The organism is Rhizobium aethiopicum, from assembly GCF_900094625.1.
Classification (GTDB): Bacteria; Pseudomonadota; Alphaproteobacteria; order Rhizobiales; family Rhizobiaceae; genus Rhizobium; species Rhizobium aethiopicum.
Genome location: NZ_FMAJ01000057.1, coordinates 1 through 1,268, shown reverse-complemented (window position 1 = coordinate 1,268; position 1,268 = coordinate 1). Strand labels below are relative to the sequence as shown.

Below are 1,268 nucleotides of genomic sequence, written 5' to 3'. Positions count from 1 at the left end.
TTTTAAACGATCCAGATTCACTAGCCGTTGATATCGCGGATTATTGGGCAAGCGGTGAGGACGATCAGAACCGCCTTAACTCAGCGCTGTCTCATTTCAGGAGGCTCGCGCCTGAGGGGCAAGAACTCCAAGCCGTTGGACCTGGGCCGCGCCTGATGGGTCGCCGAATTCATGATCCCTATCCCGATGACGCCCGCGTCATTGATGCCTTGGCCAAGGAAGAGCGGAGTAAGCTCGGACCGGTCTCGATTTCTCAGAAAAATGCCAGTAGTCAACGAAAGTTTAGCGATTGGCTCAAAAGGGAGGGTAGGGGGAGCATAGTCAGCCGACTCACGGGTACTGATCAGCAGCAACAGTCGTTGCAGGAGGATTTTAGGAAATTTACCGAGGCCGAGGGAAAAGTGGTCGTGAGTTTAGATCGGCTGCGGCAGTATCTAGGCGCCGAGTCCCAGTTGAAACAGCATAATCCTTATCCCGACGACGCCCTCATGATTGATGGCTTGGCCAACGAAGAGCTGAGCAAGCTCGGACCGGACTCGACTTCCAAGAGGAAAGTTGTCCAGAATATGGCGATAAATCAACGGAGGTTTAGTAATTGGCTCCAAAAGAATGGTCGGGGGAGCATAAGCAGTCGCCTGACTGGCAGTGATGAGCAGCAACGGTCGTTAAAGGACGATTTTAGGGAATTTACTACTAACGTTGAAGTAAAAATAAGCGTGGGTTTCAATCGGCTGCGGCAGTATCTAGGCGCCGAGTCGCAGTTGAAACAGCATCATCCTTATCCCGACGACACCCGCATGATTGATAGCTTCACCAAGGAAGAGCTGAGCAAGCTCGGACCGGAGTCGACTTCCAAGAGGAAAGGCGTCTTGAATCTGGCCAGCAATCAACGGAGGTTTGGTAATTGGCTCCGAAAGAATGGTCGGGGGAGCATAAGCAGTCGCCTGACTGGCAGTGATGAGCAGCAACGGTCGTTGAAGGACGATTTTAGGGAATTTACTATTAACGTTGAAGTAAAAATAAACGTGAGTCTCGATCGGCTGCGGCAGTATCTAGGCGCTGAGTCGCAGTTGAAACAGCATCATCCTTATCCCGACGACGCCCTCATGATTGATGCCTTGGCCAACGAAGAGCTGAGCAAGCTCGGATCGGACTCGACTTCGCAGAGGAGAGTCGTCTGGAGACTGGCCAGCAATCAACGAAAGTTTAGTAATTGGCTGCAAACCAAGGGTAGGGAGAGCATAGCGAGCCGGCTCAACGGCAGTGAT

General features: G+C 52.1%; 1 pseudogene. It reads left to right on the top strand.

Annotation, left to right across the window (positions count from 1 at the left end):
• Nucleotides 1-1,268: pseudogene (locus tag GA0061105_RS32075) on the top strand (Ulp1 family isopeptidase); the annotation flags it as partial.